General features: G+C 45.7%; 20 protein-coding genes. 15 read left to right on the top strand and 5 right to left on the bottom strand.

Annotation, left to right across the window (positions count from 1 at the left end; genetic code table 11):
- Position 1 precedes the first annotated feature (1 nt).
- Entirely contained in the window at positions 2-382 is a 381-nt protein-coding gene (locus ATY38_RS03320; RefSeq protein WP_062558045.1) for an ATP synthase subunit I, read from the bottom strand.
- Between the two features lie 130 nt (positions 383-512).
- Positions 513-1,715 (bottom strand): acetyl-CoA C-acyltransferase family protein, encoded by a 1,203-nt coding sequence (locus ATY38_RS03325; protein ID WP_062558046.1) that lies wholly within the window; start codon positions 1,713-1,715, stop codon positions 513-515.
- A 502-nt stretch (positions 1,716-2,217) separates the two neighbouring features.
- Here ATY38_RS03325 and ATY38_RS03330 point away from each other — a divergent pair.
- The 10 genes from ATY38_RS03330 to ATY38_RS03375 all read left to right on the top strand — a co-directional run bounded on the left by ATY38_RS03330 (position 2,218) and on the right by ATY38_RS03375 (position 13,853).
- A complete protein-coding gene (locus ATY38_RS03330; RefSeq protein WP_235590380.1) occupies positions 2,218-2,562 on the top strand; it encodes a hypothetical protein in 345 nt (114 codons plus the stop codon).
- 35 nt (positions 2,563-2,597) lie between these two features.
- Complete coding sequence (miaB, locus tag ATY38_RS03335; protein WP_062558047.1) at positions 2,598-3,926, top strand: tRNA (N6-isopentenyl adenosine(37)-C2)-methylthiotransferase MiaB; 1,329 nt, start codon at positions 2,598-2,600, stop codon at positions 3,924-3,926.
- A gap of 84 nt (positions 3,927-4,010) precedes the next feature.
- Positions 4,011-5,009 carry a PhoH family protein gene (locus ATY38_RS03340; protein ID WP_062560079.1) on the top strand — a complete coding sequence of 333 codons (999 nt, stop codon included), beginning with the start codon at positions 4,011-4,013 and terminating at the stop codon, positions 5,007-5,009.
- On the top strand, positions 4,975-5,481 hold the full coding sequence (gene ybeY / locus ATY38_RS03345) for an rRNA maturation RNase YbeY (RefSeq protein WP_074701576.1): 507 nt from the start codon (positions 4,975-4,977) through the stop codon (positions 5,479-5,481). Before ATY38_RS03340 ends, ybeY begins: the two co-directional genes overlap by 35 nt.
- 89 nt (positions 5,482-5,570) lie before the next feature.
- Positions 5,571-6,419: an HlyC/CorC family transporter gene (locus ATY38_RS03350; protein WP_062558049.1), complete on the top strand. Its 849-nt coding sequence runs from the start codon at positions 5,571-5,573 to the stop codon at positions 6,417-6,419.
- Between the two features lie 42 nt (positions 6,420-6,461).
- Positions 6,462-8,234: a single-stranded-DNA-specific exonuclease RecJ gene (recJ, locus tag ATY38_RS03355; RefSeq protein WP_062558050.1), complete on the top strand. Its 1,773-nt coding sequence runs from the start codon at positions 6,462-6,464 to the stop codon at positions 8,232-8,234.
- On the top strand, positions 8,224-9,486 hold the full coding sequence (locus ATY38_RS03360) for an MgtC/SapB family protein (protein WP_062558051.1): 1,263 nt from the start codon (positions 8,224-8,226) through the stop codon (positions 9,484-9,486). The genes recJ and ATY38_RS03360 overlap by 11 nt, the downstream gene beginning before the upstream one ends.
- Positions 9,487-9,511: 25 nt before the next feature.
- A complete protein-coding gene (locus tag ATY38_RS03365) occupies positions 9,512-10,267 on the top strand; it encodes a fused MFS/spermidine synthase (RefSeq protein WP_062558052.1) in 756 nt (251 codons plus the stop codon).
- 203 nt (positions 10,268-10,470) lie between these two features.
- The gene (locus tag ATY38_RS03370) at positions 10,471-11,286 is read left to right on the top strand and encodes a hypothetical protein (RefSeq protein ID WP_062558053.1); all 816 of its coding nucleotides are present in this window, start codon (positions 10,471-10,473) and stop codon (positions 11,284-11,286) included.
- A gap of 713 nt (positions 11,287-11,999) precedes the next feature.
- Entirely contained in the window at positions 12,000-13,853 is a 1,854-nt protein-coding gene (locus tag ATY38_RS03375; protein ID WP_062558054.1) for an ABC-F family ATP-binding cassette domain-containing protein, read from the top strand.
- 38 nt (positions 13,854-13,891) lie between these two features.
- On the opposite strand, the gene fliE is transcribed toward ATY38_RS03375, so the two are convergent.
- The 3 genes from fliE to ATY38_RS03390 all read right to left on the bottom strand — a co-directional run bounded on the left by fliE (position 13,892) and on the right by ATY38_RS03390 (position 16,825).
- The gene (gene fliE / locus ATY38_RS03380) at positions 13,892-14,215 is read right to left on the bottom strand and encodes a flagellar hook-basal body complex protein FliE (protein WP_062558055.1); all 324 of its coding nucleotides are present in this window, start codon (positions 14,213-14,215) and stop codon (positions 13,892-13,894) included.
- A gap of 98 nt (positions 14,216-14,313) precedes the next feature.
- Positions 14,314-15,630, bottom strand: coding sequence for a sigma-54-dependent transcriptional regulator (locus tag ATY38_RS03385; RefSeq protein ID WP_062560080.1), 1,317 nt, complete (start codon positions 15,628-15,630; stop codon positions 14,314-14,316).
- 4 nt (positions 15,631-15,634) lie between these two features.
- Positions 15,635-16,825: a sensor histidine kinase gene (locus ATY38_RS03390; RefSeq protein ID WP_062558056.1), complete on the bottom strand. Its 1,191-nt coding sequence runs from the start codon at positions 16,823-16,825 to the stop codon at positions 15,635-15,637.
- A 339-nt stretch (positions 16,826-17,164) separates the two neighbouring features.
- On the opposite strand from ATY38_RS03390, the gene fliF reads away from it, so the two are divergent.
- From fliF to fliJ, 5 genes are all read left to right on the top strand, one after another.
- Entirely contained in the window at positions 17,165-18,880 is a 1,716-nt protein-coding gene (fliF, locus tag ATY38_RS03395) for a flagellar basal-body MS-ring/collar protein FliF (RefSeq protein ID WP_062558057.1), read from the top strand.
- Positions 18,873-19,868, top strand: coding sequence for a flagellar motor switch protein FliG (gene fliG, locus ATY38_RS03400; protein ID WP_062558058.1), 996 nt, complete (start codon positions 18,873-18,875; stop codon positions 19,866-19,868). Before fliF ends, fliG begins: the two co-directional genes overlap by 8 nt.
- A 78-nt stretch (positions 19,869-19,946) precedes the next feature.
- Positions 19,947-20,657: a flagellar assembly protein FliH gene (locus tag ATY38_RS03405; protein WP_062558059.1), complete on the top strand. Its 711-nt coding sequence runs from the start codon at positions 19,947-19,949 to the stop codon at positions 20,655-20,657.
- A gap of 1 nt (position 20,658) precedes the next feature.
- Positions 20,659-22,059, top strand: coding sequence for a flagellar protein export ATPase FliI (gene fliI, locus ATY38_RS03410; RefSeq protein WP_062558060.1), 1,401 nt, complete (start codon positions 20,659-20,661; stop codon positions 22,057-22,059).
- Positions 22,060-22,088: 29 nt separating this feature from the next.
- The gene (gene fliJ, locus ATY38_RS03415) at positions 22,089-22,547 is read left to right on the top strand and encodes a flagellar export protein FliJ (RefSeq protein ID WP_062558061.1); all 459 of its coding nucleotides are present in this window, start codon (positions 22,089-22,091) and stop codon (positions 22,545-22,547) included.
- Positions 22,548-22,605: the final 58 nt, after the last annotated feature.

Here is a 22,605-nt window from a genome sequence, read left to right on the forward strand (position 1 = left end):
TTTATCTTATCTTCTTATCGTCTGCTACGAATAACACCATGCTATAAACTAAAACCATCAGAATGAATGTTCCAATAAATACAGGCGCATTAACACTTGCGTAAAACCTGAACACTATCCATAACAAACCAATTATTAATATTATTTTAACCGCTTCGGCTCTTAGCGCAGTTCTAATCGCATCGCCTGCCGTATATCCTTGATGACGCGACACAATTAACGCAAATACTGTTGAGGAAATTACGCTCACCCCCCCGCCCAGCATTGCTGAAATTGCGCCATGCTTGCCAAGTGCAAGCATAAAGATAATTACTAGGGCAGACGTAAACAACAACTGCACAAGCAGAACAATTTTAAGCGACCTACTCTTTATCCAAGACATTCTTTATCTGCCCTTGGAACAGACAGCATATCTGCACTTAAAAAAGGCGCAACTATAGCCTAATTGTCCCTGTCAGTCAACGCCAACTCGCATTTAACTTCTATCTGTTGCACTTCTTTTTTTACCGGGTTCAAACAACAAGTCCTACGCCGCTATTCATATTTCTCAAAGATTGCCGCAATCCCTTGCCCCCCCCAATGCACATAGTGACCAGCGCATAGCGCCCACCGGCACGCTGCAATTCATACAGCGCTTTGATTGTTAAAATACAACCTGTTGCACCTATCGGGTGACCTAATGCCACTGCCCCTCCATTCGGATTAGTTTTTCCCGGATCAAATTGCAATTCCTTTGCGACCGCACAAGCTTGTACAGCAAATGCTTCATTGGACTCAATCACATCCAGCTCTGCTAGTTTGATATTTGAACGCTGCAATGCCATTTGCACAGCGGGCACCGGCCCGATCCCCATAAATTTTGGATCTACACCGGCATGACCATAGGCAACCAAACGCGCCATTGGCTTTAAACCCCTTTTCCGTGCCACACTACTCTCCATCAAAACCACTGCAGCTGCACTATCGTTTATACCGGAGGCATTACCTGCAGTTACCGTACCCTCTCTTTTAAAAATAGATCGAAGTTTACCTAAACTCTCTAAATTCGTATCTTCACGTGGATGCTCATCAGTATCAAAAAGAACTGTTTTTTTACCAACAACAATTTCAACAGGCAATATTTGCTCTTTGAAGTAGCCATTATTAATCGCACTCAAGGCACGACGATGACTCTCCATTGCAAATGCATCCTGCTCTGTTCTGCTAATTCTCCATTTTTCTGCAATATTTTCAGCTGTGATCCCCATATGCACGTGATCAAATGGATCGGTAAGCGCACCGATCATCATATCCACGGCACCTCCGTCATTCATGCGCTGCCCCCAGCGCAATGCCGGTAATAAATAACCACCTCGACTCATGGATTCCGCACCGCCCGCGACTGCCACATCAGTATCATTGAGCATAATACTTTGGCTGGCCGAAATAATGGCTTGCAATCCGCTTCCGCACAAACGATTAACTGTCAGCGCCGAAGTATGTTGCGGCAAGCCGCCATTGATACAGGCCACACGTGCTAAATACATATCGCGCGATTCTCCGGGAATCACATTACCAAAAACCAGATGCCCAACATCATTAGGGTCAATTTTTGCCCGCAATACGGCTTCTCGCACTACTTTTGCCGCCAGATCAGCCGGAGCAATCTGTTGCAATGAACCACCATAATCACCTATGGCTGTTCGTACCCCGCTTAAAACCACTACATCTCTCATGAATTTTCCTTGGTTAAAACACACCCAGCAACCATAATGAGCACAACGATTATTTAGGTAACAACCCGACCCTCAATTCATTTATGGCCAAAGATATAACTGCCGAATCAGATAAATTGTTCTCAATTCTTTAAAGAGACCACTCTATCTTTCGGATTCTCATTTCTAGCAATGATATTCAGTTTACTCATTTTTATCAGATGCTCGGCTGCTAGAATAATTTTATCCCTAATAATCATAGCAAAAGATAGCTTGTAATAATTTCAAAAATGAAACTGCAAATACCTGGGTCGGCTTCTACTATAAAGTGGCATATTTAGCATTAATACACATATACACATGTTCTTCACGCGGCCACTGGTTTTAACTCTCATCCTAATCTATTAATGCACATTGTATGGATTATGTCGTTTTGCCATTAATTTAACGTATCATTAGCTTCCAATAAATTAGGTATAATCAGCTTGACTCCTACGATTAATTTGCTCCAGCCCGGTTTCACATGAACAAAACTTTCGGAATATTCCTATTACTGATAATTGGGCTGATGGCAATGCCGCAATCAGCATTTAGTCAGCAAACCAGAAAATTTCCTGTCAATAGCCAACTGGGGAATTTAACCGCTGTTTCTTTTCCATTATTCGTCATTAATAACCAGGAAATGCAAATGGGGCCAGGCGGACAAATCCGTGGGATAGATAATTTAATCATTTTACCTAATGCCGCAAGCTATGTTGGTCTTATCCGCTATCAGTTGGATATTATGGGAAATCTTCATCGTGTTTGGATTTTGACCCCGGATGAAGTCAAGGAAGCTGAAAACCAGGGACAGCAAATACTTCGATAACCCCGTAACCTTTTTACATTTCAAGAGCCAAATCCGTGAGCAATAAACTTTATATCAAAACCTTTGGATGCCAGATGAACGAGTACGACTCGGAAAAAATGGCTGATGTGCTGCATGCCGCTTATGGCATGGAATCAACCAATGATCCGGCTGAAGCTGATATGATTTTATTCAATACCTGCTCTGTGCGTGAGAAAGCACAAGAAAAAGTATTCCATGACCTTGGGCGGGTACGGCACTTGAAAGAACGCAATCCTGATTTGCTAATCGGGGTCGGTGGATGTGTCGCCAGCCAGGAAGGCAAGGCGATCGTCAGCCGCGCGCCATTTGTCGATATTGTATTTGGTCCGCAGACCTTGCACCGATTGCCGCAACTCATAGAAACTCGCAAAGCAACCGGGCGCTCGCAAGTTGATATTTCTTTTCCTGAGATAGAAAAATTCGACCACTTGCCACCTGCCCGCACCGAAGGGATCACAGCGTTTGTCTCAATCATGGAAGGCTGCAGCAAATATTGCAGCTTCTGCGTGGTTCCCTACACGCGCGGCGAAGAAGTTTCCCGCCCGCTGGATGATGTACTGACAGAAATCGCCGTACTTGCCGATCAGGGCATTAAAGAAATCACTTTGCTGGGGCAGAATGTCAATGCTTACCTGGGGATGATGAACGATGGTGAAATTGCTGATTTCGCCTTGCTACTCGAATATCTTCATGAAATCCCGGGAATTGAGCGCATCCGCTACACAACGTCTCATCCTAAAGAGTTTACGACGCGGCTGATTCAGGCTTACAACCAGTTACCCAAATTAGTCAATCACTTGCACCTGCCGGTGCAATCCGGCTCTGACCGGATACTGGCCGCTATGAAGCGAGGATATAGCGTATTGGAATACAAATCCATTATCAGGAAACTGCGCGCTATACGTCCAGATATTTCATTATCATCAGATTTCATTGTTGGCTTCCCCGGAGAAACCGAGGCAGATTTCCAAGCAACGCTGAAGCTGGTCGAAGAGATGAATTTTGACGATTCATACAGTTTCGTATACAGTCCGCGCCCCGGCACGCCCGCAGCCGACTTACCCGATGATTTGGCACAGGAAGAGAAACTGGAACGGTTACACCGTTTACAAGCACAGTTGAGTTCGCAATCCCGCAAAATCAGCCTGCAAATGATCGGCACAGTTCAGCGAGTATTGCTGGAAGGTGCATCTAAAAAGAATCTCGATGAACTGAGCGGGCGCACGGATAACAACCGTGTCGTCAATTTAGCCGGCGATTCCGAGTTGATTGGGCAATTTGTCAATGTACGTATCACTGAAACCCGCGCGCATTCTCTGCGCGGAGATCTCGTATATGAATGATCAAATATATCCTGGCATGAGTTTTACTTGCAAAGTATTCCGTGCACTGCGAAAATCATCCTATCAAAACAGCATTCTCCGACATTGAAGCCAACTCCCTTAGAAATTTCTTTTACACCCACCGATAACCAACGCCTTGCCAATTTGTGCGGTGCGCTGGATGAAAATTTAAAGCAAGTTGAAACTGCGCTGGATGTCACCATTTCTCGACGTGGCGAACACTTCAGCTTATCGGGCAAATCCGGTCAAACAAAGCTTGCGGCAAAAGTGTTGCGCAATTTTTATAATCAATCACAGCACCACTTAAGCCTGGAGCATATTCAACTCGGCTTGATCGAAGCGATGAATCCACATTACACGGCGGAAGACAACAGTGTCGCCACCGATTGTGTCGGAATCACACAACCAGCAACATCCGGACTACTGACACGCCGCAGTAATTTATATGGCCGCACACCGCGTCAGGTTCAATACTTGCAGCAAATTCAGGAGCACGACATCACCTTCGCCATCGGTCCCGCCGGTACCGGAAAAACCTATCTAGCGGTAGCTAGCGCAGTCGATGCACTTGAACGCGGCCTGGTATCCCGTTTGATTTTGGTTCGCCCGGCTGTTGAGGCCGGTGAGCGCTTAGGTTTTTTACCCGGCGATATGACTCAAAAAGTCGATCCGTATTTACGTCCGCTGTATGATGCGCTATATGATTTAATGGGCTTTGATAAGACAACCAAGCACTTTGAGCGCAATACCATCGAAATCGCGCCACTGGCCTTTATGCGTGGACGCACGCTGAATCAGTCCTTCATTATTCTGGATGAAGCACAAAACACTACGCCAGAACAAATGAAAATGTTTCTAACCCGCATGGGGCTTGGCTCCAAAGCAGTCATCACTGGTGATGTCACCCAAATTGATCTGCCCAAACATCAGAAAAGCGGTTTAATCGAGGCCCAACACATCCTAAAAGACATACGCGGCATCGCCTTTACCCATTTTCTGTCTGAAGATGTGGTAAGGCATCCGCTCGTTCAACGCATTGTCACCGCCTATGAAAAGCACGACAAACAAACCCGGCAATCCTGATCGTTTTGTCCAGAGAACAAATTCATTCAGACTGATGGTGCAATACGCAACAGAATGCACGGCAGTACCCAGTCGACCACAATTCCGCCGTTGGACCAAAATTGCATTGATGCAAGAAGCCGAGGTTGTTTTACGACTTGTGGATGAAAAGGAAGGACGAGAACTTAATCAGCAATTTCGTAATAAAAATTACGCCACTAATGTGCTAACCTTTGTTTATGACGATGCAGAACCTTTAACGGGCGATATCATACTATGCGCACCTGTGATCAACAAAGAGGCACAACAACAGGACAAAAATCTAATGGCACATTACGCCCATCTAACCATTCATGGCATATTGCATTTACAAGGCTATGATCACATTGAAGATTCCGATGCTGCATGTATGGAACAATTGGAAATACAAATACTAACCAAGCTTGGTTTTACAAATCCTTATTTAGAATATGGCAATGCAAATATCGTGTAATAGTCCTGTAATGCTCCTATTCCCACGAAGCTGCCAAAGAAAATTCCTGCTTCATTTTTTTCTCACACCCACTGGATTTCAAATACATCATGGACGAACCCCCACCTAAAAGCGGCTGGTTGGAGCGGTTAGGGGCAATGCTCATCCGCAAACCGGAAGATCGCGAACAACTGATCACGCTGTTGCACTCCGCCTTTGAACGCAATTTGCTCGATTCCGATGCACTCAGCATGATCGAAGGGGTCATGCAAGTTTCCGAAATGCAGGCACGCGATATCATGGTGCCGCGTTCGCAAATGGATGTTGTCGACATCAGCAAGAAGCCGGAACAATTCATTCCCTTTGTCATTGAAGCTGCGCATTCCCGTTTTCCGGTTATAGAAGGCAGCGAAGATGAAATTATCGGTATTCTGCTGGCGAAGGATTTACTGCGCTATTACGCCGATCCGGAAGAATTCAATATCCGCGACATGTTGCGTCCGGCTGTATTCATCCCCGAATCCAAGCGACTCAATATCCTGCTTAAGGAATTCCGCAGTAATCGCAATCATATGGCCATCGTCGTGAATGAATATGGAGGGGTAGCCGGCCTAGTGACGATTGAAGATGTCCTCGAACAGATTGTGGGAGAAATTGAAGACGAATACGATTTTGATGATGAGGAAGATAACATCGTCATGGAGTCGGATGGACAATACCGTGTCAAGGCGATCACCGAGATTGACAGCTTCAATGAAGCACTTGGCGCACCCTTCAGCAACGATGATTTCGATACCATAGGCGGGCTGGTGCTCAACAAATTTGGCCGCTTGCCTAATCGCGGCGAAAATGTCGTGATCGGTCACTTCAAATTCACTGTGCAACGGGTTGATAGCCGTCGCTTACATGTGCTTAAAGTGGAAAAACTTGCAGCAGAAGCAGAAATACCCGCAGAATAAATTCGTTCTTAAAAATTTTGCGTACTATTACTTCTCCGATACATGACTAGAATCACTACTCGTTCGTATAATTTACAGTCTTTCCAAACACTGCATGACTGCGGATTACCTCCGGTACTTGCCCGTATTTTTGCTGCACGCGGTATTGAAAACTCAAGCCAGCTCGAAACTGAACTGATACGCCTGATCCCATTCGCACAACTCAAAAATATCACGGTAACTGCGGCCTTGCTTGCCGATGCCATTGCCGCAGAGAAGCGTCTGCTAATAATTGCTGATTACGACTCCGATGGTGCTACGGCCTGTGCGATCGGTATCCGTATTTTACGCAAGTTTGGTGCCACCATTGATTATCTGGTACCCAATCGGTTTGAATTCGGCTATGGCCTGACTCCGGAAATCGTACATCTGGCGCACAAAACCAAACAACCTGATCTACTGATTACCGTCGATAACGGTATCGCCAGCGTTGAAGGCGTATCAACCGCCAACCGTCTGGGTATGCAAGTGATCATCACCGATCATCATTTGCCTGGCGATGCATTACCTGCGGCCATGGCTATTATCAATCCCAATCAGCCGGGATGTCCCTTTCCCAGCAAAAGTATTGCAGGTGTGGGAGTCATTTTCTATCTAATGCTGGCGTTACGCGCGGAATTGCGTCAACGGGGCGCTTTCGCAACAGGTCAGGAACCGAATCTCGCCGGTTTCCTGGATCTGGTCGCATTAGGTACCGTCGCCGATGTCGTCAAACTGGATAGTAATAACCGCATCCTGGTACAGCAGGGCTTAGAACGGATTCGGAAAGGGCGCGCTTGTGCGGGCATCAATGCGCTATTGCAAGTATCACGGCGCGACTATGCGCAAATCTCCACCTATGAACTGGGTTTTATGCTGGGACCGCGGCTCAATGCAGCCGGGCGCCTAGACGATATGTCACTTGGCATTGAATGCTTGATTACCGATGATGAAACTTATGCATTGGAAATTGCCAAACAATTGGATGAACTGAACCGACAGCGTCGGGAAATTGAATCCTCCATGCAGGAAAGCGCGTTGATCAAGCTGGATGACATCCTTAAAATCCGTGATGAAGAAATCCAGACCACCTATAGTATCTGCCTGTTTGATCAAGATTGGCACCAAGGCGTCATCGGCATACTCGCATCGCGCATCAAGGATAAATATCACCGGCCGGTCATCATTTTCGCACCGGGCAGTCACGGCGAAATCAAAGGTTCCGGACGATCAATCAACGGTTTACATTTGCGCGACGCACTGGATCTGGTCGCTAAACAACGCCCCGAGTTGATTAGCAAATTCGGGGGTCACGCTGCTGCAGCCGGATTAACTATCAATGCCGGAGATTTTGAAAAATTCCGCGATGCCTTTGAGCACGTGGCGCAAATTTTGCTGACACCTGCCAATTTGACACAAATCATCGAAACCGATGGCGATCTGGAGCCCGCTGAAATCAACCTTGAATTAGCGGCATATCTTGATCGCCAGGTGTGGGGGCAAGGTTTCCCCCAACCTTCGTTCAATGCCCGGTTCTATGTCGAAAGTCAACGCATTGTCGGCGAAAAACACTTGAAATTGAAGCTCAGAAAACTGGATTGCGCAGACAGCGATCAATTACGAAAATCGGATAATACTTTCGACGGTATCCTGTTTTTCCAGAACGATCCGCTGCCTGATATCATCGACGCCGTTTATCGATTACAGGTCAATGAATATAATGGAAAAACATCTTTGCAATTTCTGCTTGAACACTGGTTTCAGGCAGATTTATCCATAATCAACAATGCATCTTGAATTCACACTCAATGGCGAATTGGCCGCTTTGCCGCATTTTCTAACCAGCTTGGCGATCGGCTTGCTGATCGGGTTGGAACGTGAGCGTAGCCCGGGATCTCGGGCAGGATTGAGAACTTTTGCGTTGGTTGCATTATTCGGTACGCTGGCTGCAATGCTGTCGGAAAAAGCCACGCCCTGGCTGCTGCCGAGCGGTTTGGTGATTGTCGGTCTGATGACCATTTCCACTTATCTCCGCGCCAAAGACAAAAACGCCGATCCGGGCACTACGACAGTAGCCGCGATTCTGGTCTGCTATGGTCTGGGCGCTGCCGTGTGGTACGGTTACCATAACCTGGCTGTCATGCTGGCGATTATCACCACGATATTGCTGTATTTCAAAGCAGAATTGCACGGCATCACGCAGAATCTGAGTCGACGCGATTTGATCTCGGTATTACAGTTTGCCGTACTGTCGTTTATCATCCTGCCGATCCTGCCGGATAAGAATTTTGGGCCTTATGAGGCAACTAATCCTTATCAGATCTGGCTTATGGTGGTATTGATATCGGGCGTCAGCCTTGCGGGATATATCGCACTCCGACTCCTGGGACAACGTCATGGCGCTATTTTGGGTTTATTCGGCGGACTGGTTTCCAGTACTGCCACAACGCTGGTATACGCGCGCCGCAGCGTTGAGAATCAGAGTTTTACTCAACTGGCCGTCGTGGTTATCCTGATCGCCAACCTGACCGTCCTGATCCGCTTAGCCATAATCAGTGCGGTGGCTTCTCCTGCCATAGTGCCGCAATTGCTACCCGTTCTGGGCAGCGGCTTTCTATTGGGAGCCAGCGTTACGGCTTACTGGTGGCACAAGCTCAGCGCGCTGCAAGAAGAAGCGCCCATGCCGGAAATCAAGAATCCTACCGAGATCCGAACAGCAGCAACCTTTGGACTGATTTATGGCATTGTCCTGTTCTGCTCCGCATGGCTTTCCGACATCGCGGGCAGCGGTGGATTATACGCAGTCGCAGTGATCTCCGGCTTAACCGATGTCGATGCTATCACCTTATCAAGCTTGCGCTTATACGAACTGGGAAAACTGGACATCACGCAAACCGTCATGGCCATTTCACTGGGATTGCTCTCCAACATCGGCTTCAAACTTGGTCTCATTTTTTTCTTCGGTCACCGTTTACTAGCAAGGCAGTGTATTTCGGGCATGCTGGCAACAGCTGGCGGAATAGGATTGGCGTTATTGTTTTTGATTTAGCCGATCTGATAAGAAATTTCCGCACATGAGCTTTCCCATCGATATCCGTGAACAAGCCGGAGTGCGCACATTGCATTTCGGCTCCGACTGGATCCAGGGTGCAATGCGCATCGCGCGCCCCTGGCGTCTGGAACTCGACTATACCCGGGAGATGATGGCCAGCCTGTTACTGAGAGACGCTGCGCGCTTTCCGCGCAACGTGCTGCTGATCGGCCTTGGCGCAGCATCCCTGACCAAATTTATTTATCGCCACTATCCGCTAACAGAACTGACCGTGGTTGAGATCGAACCGCGCGTGGTTGCCGCAGCCAGGCAATTTTTCAAACTGCCGGAAGACGCGTCCCGCCTTAATATCGTGATTGCAGACGGCTCACAGTATATCGCCAATCATGACAAGACTTACGACCTGATCCTGGTGGATGGTTTCGATGCCAATGCGCGTCCCGGTGAACTGAATAGACTGCCGTTTTACCGGATGTGCCGCGCGCGCTTGAACAATAACGGCATTCTTGTGGTGAATTTGCTCGGGCGCAGCCGCGGGTACCAGTCTAGCCTGGAACGCATCAAAACCTCGTTCGACCAACGCGCTCTGGCTTTCCCTTCCTGCGACAGCGGCAACGTCATTGCCATAGCCACTACCGGAGAGAAAATCGAGATCGCACTGAATGAACTCAAGAAACAAGCACACGAATTGAAGGCGAAAACCGACCTCAATCTGCTGCCGACGCTGGTGCGTCTGGAACAGGCAAAATCTTGTGCGGGTGGAATTCTTACGATTTAACAAAAGCTAAAAAGAGCTCTGCTTGGAGACAGGTCGCGAATCGAGGATATTATTGATGAGTTGGATATATTTCTGTTCCTTAATCTATGCTGGTGATTCTGTATCTGATCCCTTTCGGAACGCTCAAATCGCTTATACTATTGATCTCCAACAATCAAAAGTTAAATTGATAATTATCGTAATTTCTTTTTAAGGGTTTTATCATGGAAAATCTCGTCCCTATACTAGATCAGATTAATCAGACTCTTAAAGAATTCTCTCCTGGATTAAAAGAAATAACAGAAATTCTTGGGAAAACTTTTTCAATGGATCATCATTTATTTTTTATAATAATTGCTGCTCTAGTTGGAAATATATTAGGCTATCTTATACATGGTGTAGTTAAATCAGAAGAAAGAAAGTACGAAGTCAGCGTTCAAAATAAAAACCGAGAAAAGCAAAGAAAGCTTATCTCTGCACTATTAGGTGATGAAATAGTATTGCGTTGGAACAAAGATAAAGGTATCGCTGAAGATTTCAACAAAATTTTTAAGAATTCAGATGTCCAGAGCCTCTTTAGGACTACATTTAAATCCAGTGACCTGCATACTTTTAGGCAATGTGCACATGATATGAATTTATTAACTGTATTTGATGATAAGGCAGTCGTTTCGCATGTGATTTATGTTTATATGTTGTCCAAAGACCTGGAAGATAATCTTGATGATTTTAAGAAACAAATGACTCTCTATCTATCCGTTAAAGAACTAGCATCCATCGAGGAATTAACACGTACAATTAAGAATCAAGCTAGTAATCATCAAAACTACGCAACAGCCTTAATAAGTGCATGGAACAATACAAAAAAAGAATTTGATAAATTAGACGCCAAGCTTCTTGAGATATATAAACGTATTGAGGATGATTACATTGAATATTGTAAAGATAGTAAATTTTCAAATGAAAATGAACTAATCAATATTCGAGATAATATTAGAAAAAAGCTTCCAGAAATAGCCGATATGCGGCTTCCTAAATAATCAATCTCTCTGAGAGAACTCAAGTTTCGAGGTATTTTAGATCTTACAAATAATTTGTACTAGTTCAGATTTAATCGTATAAAGCATTTTAAATAAAGAGTGTTACCGAGTTTGATATGGGTTAATCCTTAAATCAAATGAAACAAAAAGGTAACGCTCATGCTCGAATAAGCAAAGTATCACAGATACAAAATCGAGAATATAGATTATTAAGCATAAATATTTGCGCTTAATCGACAATATTTTCAATTTGCGACCTCTCCACGCTTCATTTAAACGAGTACAGGGTATTGAAATGAAGGCATGCCCGCATTGGAGTAAGAAGTGAAGAATCATCACCGCCATTTTGTAGAAGTCGACGAATTGACAGATTCTCGAGTATCCGAGCTTGCCGGTTCTGGCACCATTTAAGGCATTCACACAAATCAATGATTTTTTCGAGCCAATCGTGGATCCCGTTCTCACTTTTTTAAAGTTTTCTTCAATTGATTATTCAGTGTTTGACAGCCGGGCCTCCTTTCAATACATTCCATCCTCGTGTTGGCGATGAATTCTAATTTCATAAGCAACAAGAGTATTATTCACCCTATTCTGAATATTAGATAAATAAATAGGGGAACCCAAACTAGAAGATACTTATCTGTATCGGGTTCTGTTGACATCAGCTCTCAGTCAAAATATCACAAAATTAACCAATTTATAACCAAGGCATTGTGCTAGACATTCAATCTTTAACGTATCTGCAGGGCGGCATTCCGTTGCTGGAGAATTGCAATCTGCAAATTTTTTCCAATCAGCGTGTGGGGCTGGTGGGTAAGAATGGCAGTGGCAAATCGACTTTATTCCGATTGATTCGCGGCGTGCTTAAACCGGATAGTGGGGAAGTAAGCTTCCAATCCGGAAAAACGGTCGCTTTTGTCGAACAGGAGATCATCGATTCCGATCAATCGGCAATTTCATTTGTGTTGGATGGCGATGTCGAGCTGTGTCAACTGGAAAAAATTCTGGCGCAGGTTGAACATGATGCAGCCTGGTTTGAGGCACAGCAACGTTACGAAACGATCGGTGGTTATAGCGCACGATCACGCGCGGCGCAGTTACTAAATGGACTGGGGTTCGCCAATGCTATTCTGGAAAAACCGGTCAATCATTTTTCCGGCGGCTGGCGCATGCGTTTGAATCTGGCTCGAGCCTTAATGCATCGTGCTGATTTGTTGTTGCTGGATGAGCCTACCAATCATCTGGATCTTGAAGCCATTCTTTGGCTAGAGCAGTATTTAGCACGTTATCCGGGAAGTGTGATCGTTGTTTCTCACGATCGTGAGTTTCTGAATGCTTGCGTGCAGCGCATCGCGCATATCAACAACCGAAAAATTGATAGCTATAGCGGTAACTACGATGATTTCGAGCGCGCGCGTGCTGAACATCTTGCGCAACATGCTCAAGCGTTTCAACAACAACAAAAGCAAATTGCGCATATGGAAGATTTTGTGCGGCGCTTTCGCGCCAAGGCAACCAAAGCCAAACAAGCACAAAGCCGGATCAAAGCCCTGGATCGGCTGGCGCGCCTTGCACCGGTGCACATTGAAGATGGTCATTTTGGGCTGCAGATTGAAGCGCCAGAACGTAGCCCGGATGTTTTGCTGCGGATAAAGGATATGAGCTTTGGTTACGGTGATCAGCAGCTATTCCAGCATGTCAATCTTGTGTTACAAGCAGGTTCGCGCATTGCATTACTGGGACCGAACGGTGCCGGAAAATCCACCTTGATAAAATTAATGACCGGGGAAATCAAGCCCACTTCAGGCTTTATTGAGCAGGCGCCTAACATCGGCATGGGTTACTTTGCCCAACATCAGTTGGAAAATCTCGATAGTGAATCGACTCCTTTACAGCATATGAAACGACTTGATCCGGCACAAACCGAATTGAGTTTGCGTAATTTTCTCGGCAGATTTGGCCTGGGCGGGGATCACGAAGATCGTCCGGTAGCGACCTTCTCCGGTGGAGAAAAGAGCCGTCTGGCTCTGGCAATGCTGGCCTGGCAAAAACCGCATTTCCTGTTGCTGGATGAACCGACCAATCATCTGGATCTGGATATGCGCGATGCGCTGACGCTGGCGTTGGAGGCCTATACCGGGGCTGTGGTGTTGGTTTCGCATGATCGCAGCCTGGTGCGTGCGGTAGCGGATGAATTGTGGCTGGTGGCGGATGGCCAAGCGCAATTGCTGGATGGCGACTTGGAAGATTATAAACGTTGGATAGAAGCCCGCCGCGCCAGAGAAGCTGAAGAATTACGGTCAATCGCACCTAAAACCCAAATCAAAACGACGACCAAGCCTAACAAAAAGATCCTGCTGTCCAAGCAATCTAAGCTTGAAACTACTTTGACGATTGCACAAAAAGAATTGGCCGAGGCAAATCGCCGTTTAGCCGATCCGGCTACTTATGTGAACTGTTCCCGGAATGAAATTGATCAACTGAGTGAAACGCTCGTCAAGCTCGAGAAGAAAGTAGCGGAATTGGAGGAAAATTGGCTGGAACTGGAAATGGCGCTGGAAGAATAGCGCAAACGATATTTGCACCGCCTGCGGGCAGGGTCCGGTTAAACCTGCATATTCATAATTTCCTGGTACGCGGTTACCAGCTTGTTTCTGACTTGAACCATCGATTGAAAGGAAACGTTGGCCTTTTGCAACGAAATCATTACCTCATGCAAATCCACATTGGATTGATCGCTGACAAACTGTTCGCTCAATCTATCAGCACTCACCTGCGATTTATTGACTTGATCAATAGCGGATTTAAGCTTCTCGCTAAAATCAACGCTGGCTACTTCATCAATGCCCGGTTGTTTTTTGGTGCCGGAAGCAAGTGCTGAAGCCGCTTGCAACTGCTGCAAAATATTATCAATTCCGTTTTTGTCCATGATTCACCTCAGTACCAATTTTTCAAACTATCGCCCAGAATCCAGAAATATTCAAATATTATATAAAGTTGCACGTAATTGTCTATAGGCGATATGTGTTACGTTGTCATACGATATTGTTGCAACTTATATCGCAAGGTTCGCTCTGAAATACCTAACTTTTTAACGGCCAGTTTACGCGAACCATTAACAGCTTCAAGTGTTTCCAGAATATGTTTTCGTTCGAGCGCCTTGATATCCTGAATCGATGATTCTGCAGTAATTTGATTTTTCTCATGCGCTGAAACCGTTTCCGGCAAATGGACATGTTCGATGTCAATTATGTTATCCATTGCCAGAATCATGGCGCGCTGTATGACATTCTCCAGTTCTCGAACATTGCCCGGCCAGAAATATCGGGTCAATTTTTTAATTGCTGGCTGAGTCATTCTACAAGATGGTTTTTTTTCCGAACCGATTGCCGCTGTTGCCAGTATACGCTGCGCTAGAGGCTCTATATCTAATGGTCGTTCGCGCAGCGATGGAATTTCAATAGGAAACACATTGAGCCGGTAATACAGATCTTCACGGAATCGGCCATTTTTTACCATTGCCATCATGTCACGGTTCGAGGTTGCCAAAACACGGATATCCAATTTGATTGTTTTATGCCCGCCTACTCTCTCCACTTCTCTTTCCTGCAATACGCGTAATAGTTTTGCTTGCAACTCCAAGGGCATTTCAGAAATCTCATCCAATAACAGTGTACCCCCTTGCGCTTGCTCAAATTTTCCGGGTTGAGCCTGTGCCGCACCTGTAAAAGAACCCTTTTCATATCCAAATAAAGTAGCTTCCAGAAGATTCTCCGGAATCGCCGCACAATTGATCGCTACAAAGGGTTTTGCGGAACGTACTGAATGTTGATGAATAAAACGCGCAATCACTTCCTTTCCACAGCCACTTTCACCTGTCAACATGACGGTCGCCGGTGATTGCGCAACGCGTTTGGCCAGTGACAATAATGATCGTGTGCGCGGATCTTTAGCCACCACTTTATCGTCCTGTTCGGACTCGGATAATGCGTGGCGTTTAATTTGGGCCAGCAGACTGTCCGGATCGAAAGGTTTCAGCAGATAATCGCAAGCCCCGATACGCATAGCGGCAACGGCTTTTTGGATATCTGCGTAAGCGGTCATTAACAATACGGGTAATTCCGGATCAAATGCTTTGATTCTGGTTAACAATGTAAACCCATCAACAGGCTTCATTTGAACGTCGCTAACAACCATTCCTATCTGACGCGCTTGCAGCACTTGCATGGCATCATCTCCATTGCACGCGGCGGAGGTCTCATAGCCGCTCAAGTTCAGGGAAGTACAAACCGCTTCCAATAAATCCTGATCGTCTTCTACGACTAGAATAGGTAATGTTTTCATTGCTTTAATCTCCATTGCATCTGGGCAGGTGTATTACAAACTCAGTACCCCTCTCGATTGAAGAGTTGATCTGTATACTGCCGCCCATAGACTGTATAACGCTTCTAGCAATGGCCAAACCCAAGCCAGTGCCTTCGGAACGAGTGGTAAAGAAAGGCTCAAACAGCCTTTCCTGCAGCATCGAATCAATACCTGGCCCGTTATCCAGGACACTGAAAACGATATTTGATTTTTCCAAGCGGATTGTGAAAGAAATCTGACTGCCCGCAGGCGATGCTTGAACTGCATTTTCCAGAAGATTAATCAATGCGCCGCACAAGGCCTGGCGATCTGTGATCAAAAATTCGTCCGCACTATAATCATTCACCGTAAATTGCAAATTATGTTGTTTCATCTGTGGCTCGATAACTTGTTGCAGCTCTGTTATTAAGCTACTAATGACAACCGTTTCAAGTTGGTTTGTCTCACCTTTTACAAAACGCAGCATATCTTTTGTTAAATGCTCCAGATGATGCAAGCGTTCGATCGTTTTTGCAGCAAGCTTTTTACGCTCGTTCGGGGCTAAGGCATCGCCTCCCAAGTGATTGGCATAGATTAATGCGGTTGAAAGCGGGGTACGCAATTGATGTGCCAGATTCGCCGCCATTTCTCCCATGGCGGTTAACCGTTGATTTCGTCTGATTTGCTCCTGTACCGCATAAGCTTCAGTAATATCGTTGATTAACAGAATTCTTCTTCCGGCTGAATCGGTCGCGCTGCTCTCGATACGGATGCGTCGCTGCTCGGAGGTTTTTTGCAACTTAACGTACCATTCATTAACAAGCCCTGTCGATGTTAGCCGCTTCTGCAACACCTGTTGCCATGTCATATCCAGCAAGGGGGCGCCGAGTATATGAATTGCCGCAGGATTGACTTGCTCGATGCATTCTTGCGCACTAAGAGAGACTACTCCGCCCGGTAAGGCATTTAACAGAAGGCTTAATTGCTGAGACAAGTTTTCTTTCGCAGTGAGTTGTTTATGCAACTCACCATTTGCAAGCGCCAATTCCTGGGTCAACTCCGCGACTTGATGCTGCAATTCCTGATAGACACCGGACAATTGCTCCGATGCCTCATTAAATGCGGCAAATGCAAGCTGTAGTTGCTGCGGATCCAATGGTACCGATTGCGTATCAATAGATTTTCTTGTTTGCACTGATTTGGATTAGCCATTAGTGGAAATTGCCGGTAGCTTAACATTGTTACCAGCCTTGACAATGATACGAATAGGGCAGGCAAACCTATTCTTTTTAAGCGATCAGATTTTGCGAATTTATCGATAATCATCACACTAATAAAAATCTATTCGGAACTTACGTAATCTGGATATCAATACAATAAATATTTTTATGGAATCATGAATGCCGAAATATATTACTTGTTAAATAAGCACCCAATAACATCAGTTTCTTGCAAACATAAGATAAGTAATTTTCTTGAAAAAATATCACTCACATTGAAAAGTGAACCGGAAATATAAGTAGGAGAATAGTACGTGGCAACAGTACCTAGTGAATCCAATGCAGCAAGCCCCGCTCCAACCAATAGACTGGAACACCTCAGTGCGTTGTCCAATCAAAAAAAACTTGGATTGATCACTTCTGCAGCCGCAGTTATTGCTTTATTAGTAGGCGCTTTGATGTGGAGCCAGGCCCCGGAATACCGTGCCCTTTATAATAATTTATCGGATCATGATGGTGCAGCCATTATCAGCGCATTGCAGCAAATGAACGTGCCGTACACATTTTCAGAAAGCGGAGGCACGATTCTGATTCCTGAGAAACAGGTTCATGAAGTCCGCCTGAAACTGGCAGGCCAGGGGCTACCTAAAGGAGGACTGGTTGGATTTGAATTAATGGAAAATCAGAAATTTGGCTCCAGTCAATTTCTTGAGCAAGTCAATTATCAGCGTGCGCTAGAAGGCGAATTGGCGCGCTCGGTTCAATCACTGTCGGCAGTGCAAAGTGCGCGCGTACATTTAGCTATAGCTAAGCCCTCCGTTTTTTCCAGAGAAAAACAACAACCGAGCGTTTCTGTATTGCTTAATTTATATCCTGGCCGTGTATTGAGTATTGAACAGGTCAGTGCGATCGTACATTTGATGTCCAGCAGTGTTCCCAATCTGCCAGTAAAGAATGTGACTGTTATAGATCAAAATGGAAATTTGCTAAGTTCCCAAAACGACAAAAAAGAAGATTCCCGATTTGATGCCAAACAATTAGCGTATATACAGGAGCTTGAAGAAAACTATATCCGGCGTATTGAAACCATATTAACCCCCATTACCGGAGCCCCTAATGTTCGCGCGCAGGTAACGGCTGATGTCGATTTTTCCCGTATCGAACGTGCGGAAGAAACATACCGTCCCAATAACACAGAGGCGGATCGTGCCTCGATTCGCAGTCAGCAAACCCATGAATCTACGTCTATAGGCTCAAAATTCGATGGAGGAATCCCTGGAGCACTGACAAACCGGCCGCCAGAACCTGCGATTGCACCCATTGAAGCGGGCGGGAAAAAACCTGCCGGGGATAAAGCTGATGGTGATGAAGAGGAAACGGATAGCACTCCCCCGCTACCTACCGACAAAAAGAAAGAATCAACAATTAACTATGAAGTAGATAAAACCGTTCAGCACACCCAACAATCGACCGGAAATATCAAACGACTATCCGCCGCAGTGGTGGTCAATTACCGCAAGAAAGTAGATGAAAACGGGGCAATTACTTATGAACCATTAAGCGCCGAAGAAATTAAAGAAATTAATAATCTCGTACGAGAAGCGATGGGCTATAACGAGAAACGGGGAGATTCGCTCACGGTTACTAATGGTTTATTCACGGGCGAAACTGCAACAGCCCTGGAAGTCCCGTTCTGGAAAGATCCCGATGTCATCATGCTGGCAAAGGATTTTGCAAAACAGCTATTAATCATAGGCGTTGTCTTATTTTTCCTGTTAAAAATTCTGCGACCATTTCTCAAGAGTCTGGCGCCACCGCCACCGGTCCCGGCCTTAACCGATAATACAACGCAGGTTGCTGCGGATGGAACTGCGCTGGAACAATTACCGGGGCAAACGGATGGAACTGCGATGCAGGCGATTCAGAAATCGATGTTTGATGAGAATCTCAAGCGTGCTAAACAATTGGCCATGGATGAGCCAGCCATAGTCGCTAACGTTGTTAAGGATTGGATAGTTAAAAATGGATGATGAAGGACTCAAGAAAAGTGCCATTCTGCTGATGACCTTGGGTGAACAGGAAGCGGCATCGGTCATTAAATTACTGGGCCCGAAAGAAGTGCAAAGACTGGGTGAAACCATGTCCACACTGCAGAATATTACGCGGTCAGAAATTGAAAACATCGTATCCGAGTTTTGTGATGAAGCTGAAGGCAGAACTACCTTAGGGCAAAATTCGTCAGATTATATTCGTAAAGTTTTAACCAGCGCACTGGGTGACGAAAAAGCAGCCAATCTTATCGATCGCATTCTACAAGGCGGAGATACCAGCGGTATTGAAGGACTGAAATGGATGGACGCAGTATCAGCGGCTGAGATGATTAAGAACGAGCATCCGCAAATTATTGCGACTATCCTCGTCCATCTGGAGCGCGATCAAGCTTGTGAAATTTTAAGTCTGTTTACCGAGCGCTTGCGCAACGATACGTTACTACGCATAGCCACGCTCGATAGTATTCAGCCCGATGCGTTACGTGAACTCAACGATGTATTAACTAAATTGCTATCCGGCAGCGCCAATGTCCGCAAAGCAGCTATGGGCGGAGTCCGCGCGGCTGCCGAAATTCTCAATTTCGCTCCATCGGCTCATGAAGCCAGCGTTATTGAAAACATCAAGCAGTACGATGAAGAACTAGCACAAAAAATCATGGATGAAATGTTTGTATTTGATAACCTGATTGACATTGATGATCAGGGCATTCAACTACTACTCAGAGAAGTTCAATCGGATTCTTTGATAATTGCGTTGAAAGGAGCGCAGGAAGAATTGCGCAAGAAAATTTTCAAAAATATGTCGCAACGCGCTGCTGAAGCTCTTCGTGAAGACCTTGAAAGTAAGGGTCCAGTACGTATTTCCGAAGTTGAAACCGAACAAAAGGAAATTCTTAAGATTGTGCGTCAATTGGCGGACGATGGACAAATTGTTTTGGGTGGAAAGGGTGATGATGGTTTTATCTAGCCGGCAGTGTTTCCATCAAATTATCTCAATTAATGACAATAGCTTCTTACTATTTAGTTCAAAACTTAAGGCGTACCGATGATAACCAATAATTTTGTTCCCAAAGCGGAGCTCAACACTTATCAACGCTGGGAAATGGATTCTTTGGAAGACTCTGATTTATTGACAGAACCACAGAAAAATGAAAATCATCACCTAGAAGAAGATACTGCTGAACAGGAAACGATCGCCCTACCAAATGAGGAAGAAATTGCTGCCGTCTATCAGCATGCTCAAGAAACAGGCTATGCAGCGGGACTTCAACAAGGCCACGCAGCCGGATATGCAGAAGGTAGAAAAGCGGCGGAAATGGAAGTGAAGGGCGAAGTGGCACACATTCAATCACTACTCACACAGTTGTCTCAGGATCTTCAATATATGGATCAACAGGTTGCGGACAGCTTGCTGGATTTATCGCTTACACTTGCACGGAAGCTAGTGACGACAGCATTAAGGATAAAACCTGAATTGATCATACCCATCGTGCAAGAAGCTATTCGTAATTTGTCGCATTCAATGCAACATCCACGCCTTTATTTACACCCTGAAGATGCCAAACTTGTTGCCGCACACCTGCAGGTGCAAGTGGAGCAGGACAACTGGTGCATCCGTGAAGATGAAAAACTATCTCGGGGTAGTTGCCGTATTGAAGCGGATGGCAGCGAAATCGACGGCAGTATGGAAATTCGTTGGCACAGAGCCCTATCGACTATTGGTCACGATAACAAATGGCTTGAAATGGAAGACTAGAATGTCACGACATGAACAATGGAGCAGTTTTCTAAGAAATTGCACGCAAGTAATTAATCCCGCCAATTCTTTCTTACTCAGCGGAACAGTAACTAAGGTTACGGGATTGGTCATGGAAGCAGTCGGTCTCAGGTTGGCAGTTGGAAGCAGTTGTACCGTTTTCTTAGCGAACGGGCAAAACGTCTCGGCTGAAGTAGTAGGGTTCTCGGGAGAACGTTTATTTTTGATGCCATCAAGTGATGTTTATGGATTGTCACCCGGAGCCAGAGTGTTTCCCTCCGAAGTTCTCAACGAGCCTCCTCGCATCGGTAATTTTCAACCTCCCCGAAGACGCGCTGCAGATCGTGCAAAGCATGTAATCGTTGGGCCGGAGTTGCTGGGGCGGGTACTAAATGGTGTGGGCGAACCGCTCGATCGACTTGGACCAACCCATGCGGAGCATAGCGTCCCGCTCTACAGTCGTCCTTTTAATCCATTGGAACGCACTCCTGTCAGTGAACCGCTTGATGTTGGGGTAAGAGCCATTAACACGCTGCTTACTGTCGGTAGAGGGCAGCGCATGGGTTTATTTGCGGGAAGCGGGGTGGGAAAAAGCGTTTTACTGGGAATGATGGCGCGTTACACCACTGCCGATGTGATTGTCGTCGGTTTAATCGGGGAACGGGGGCGCGAGGTTAAGGAATTTATTGAAAATATTCTCGGCAAAGATGGGCTCGCACGCTCAGTGGTTGTTGCCGCACCGGCGGATACATCGCCATTATTACGCTTACAAGGCGCTGCTTATGCAACAGCCATTGCCGAATATTTCCGGGATAGCGGCAAGCATGTATTGCTCATTATGGACTCATTGACCCGTTATGCTATGGCACAAAGAGAAATATCATTGGCTATCGGTGAACCCCCTGCCACTAAGGGCTATCCGCCCTCGGTATTTGCGAAATTACCCCAGTTAGTGGAACGCGCCGGTAACGGCAATCAAGCTGGCGGTTCAATTACAGCCTTTTATACTGTGTTGGCAGAAGGAGACGATCAGAATGATCCGATCGTGGATAGTGCCCGCGCTATTCTTGATGGACATATTGTTTTATCACGAAGATTGGCGGAAGCAGGACATTATCCAGCAATCGATATTGAGGCCTCGATTAGTCGCGTGATGACCAGCGTGGTGCCGCAGAAACAAATCGATATGGCGCGGCAATTTAAAAGCCTGTATGCACGCTATCAGCGCAGTCATGATTTGATCAGTGTCGGCGCGTATGTCGCTGGCACGGACCCAGAGCTTGATCGAGCCATCAGGCTTTACCCGTCATTTGAAAAATTTTTACATCAGACCATGTCGCAATACGAGAATTTTGCCGATAGCCTTGTGAAACTCACGAAATTATTTGAAATTGAAAGATAGAAAATACGGCACCCAAGGAAAGCCTTCTTATGTCAACAAAGTCATCACTAAAGATTCTTCTGGATTTAGCGCAACAGAAAACAGATGCTTTAGCAAGAAAATTGGGTAAGCTAAATACCCAACAGCAAGAGGCAGAAAAAAAATTAAATCTGCTGTTGCAGTATCGTCATAGTTATCAATCTTATATGCAGGATTCAACAAGAACCGGACTCGATCATATCGAGTGGCTCAATTTTATGGCCTTCATGAACAAGCTTGATGCGGCAATAACAGAACAGCGTCAGGCCGTACTATTTGCCCAAAACAAAAAGATTGCCGGAGGTGATGAGTTTCTATCCAGCCAACAAAAATTAAAATCCTACGATACGTTATCGCAACGAAAAAGAAGTGCGGAAGATTTAATACAAGCAAAGAACGAACAGAAAATACAGGATGAATTTACCTCAAACTCCTTTTATCGCAATTCATCTCCACCCAAAAATGGTTAACCGCATCCAGTGCTTATTACACTGGTATGAATATTGCTTTTTGATTGGTAGCATTATT

It is taken from the genome of Nitrosomonas ureae (assembly GCF_001455205.1).
GTDB classification, from domain to species: domain Bacteria; phylum Pseudomonadota; class Gammaproteobacteria; order Burkholderiales; family Nitrosomonadaceae; genus Nitrosomonas; species Nitrosomonas ureae.